This is a genomic window from Pseudomonas sp. BN415 (assembly GCF_029871195.1).
Classification (GTDB): domain Bacteria; phylum Pseudomonadota; class Gammaproteobacteria; order Pseudomonadales; family Pseudomonadaceae; genus Metapseudomonas; species Metapseudomonas resinovorans.
On the sequence record NZ_SSOK01000053.1, the window covers coordinates 314,901 to 315,479 of the forward strand.

At 61.7% G+C, this 579-nt stretch carries 1 protein-coding gene; it reads right to left on the reverse strand.

Annotated elements, in window-relative coordinates:
• Positions 1-579 (reverse strand): DUF6396 domain-containing protein (locus E8F20_RS14645; RefSeq protein ID WP_280284352.1); only part of this gene is annotated, 579 nt, incomplete at both ends.

Consider the following 579-nt stretch of genomic DNA (forward strand, 5'->3'; position numbering starts at 1 on the left):
ACTGAGGGCTTGGCGTAGGAGTAATCCGCGAGAATGCTCCAGATTGCTTTGTAGCGTTCGGCACGTTCGAGGTCTTTCTCCTGGCCTAGGTAGTAGAGGGTGTCTGTCGGGGACGGTCCCTCGAACGCTTTCCACAAACGTCCTGCTGAGCTTTCATCACCTGCCGCAGCTCCTAGCTGAAAGACCTCAAGGGCCTCTTGATAGCTACCTGCCACTGACAGGTGGACACCCAGTGCTCTGGCAGCTTTCCCATTCCCCTGTTCCGCTGCACAGCGCCGCATCTGCCGGGCAACATCCGGTGCGAACTTTATGGGGGCCAACTTGTCGGCCACCAGGGCTTGGGCCAGGGCGCTGCCCTCGTCGGCGGCCTTGCGGTAATAGCGCAGGGCCATTTCCGGATCTTCCCGCAGGCCGGCCGCCCCCTGTTGCAGCAGGATGGCGACGAAGTAGTAGCCGCTGGCCACGTCGGCGTCGATCAGCGCCTGGCTCAGGCGCAGGAACTCCTCACTGCGCAACTTGAAGTGGCCACGAAAGGCGCCGTTGATCAGGTTGATGCTGGCCTTGTAGTGCTGGTGCTCG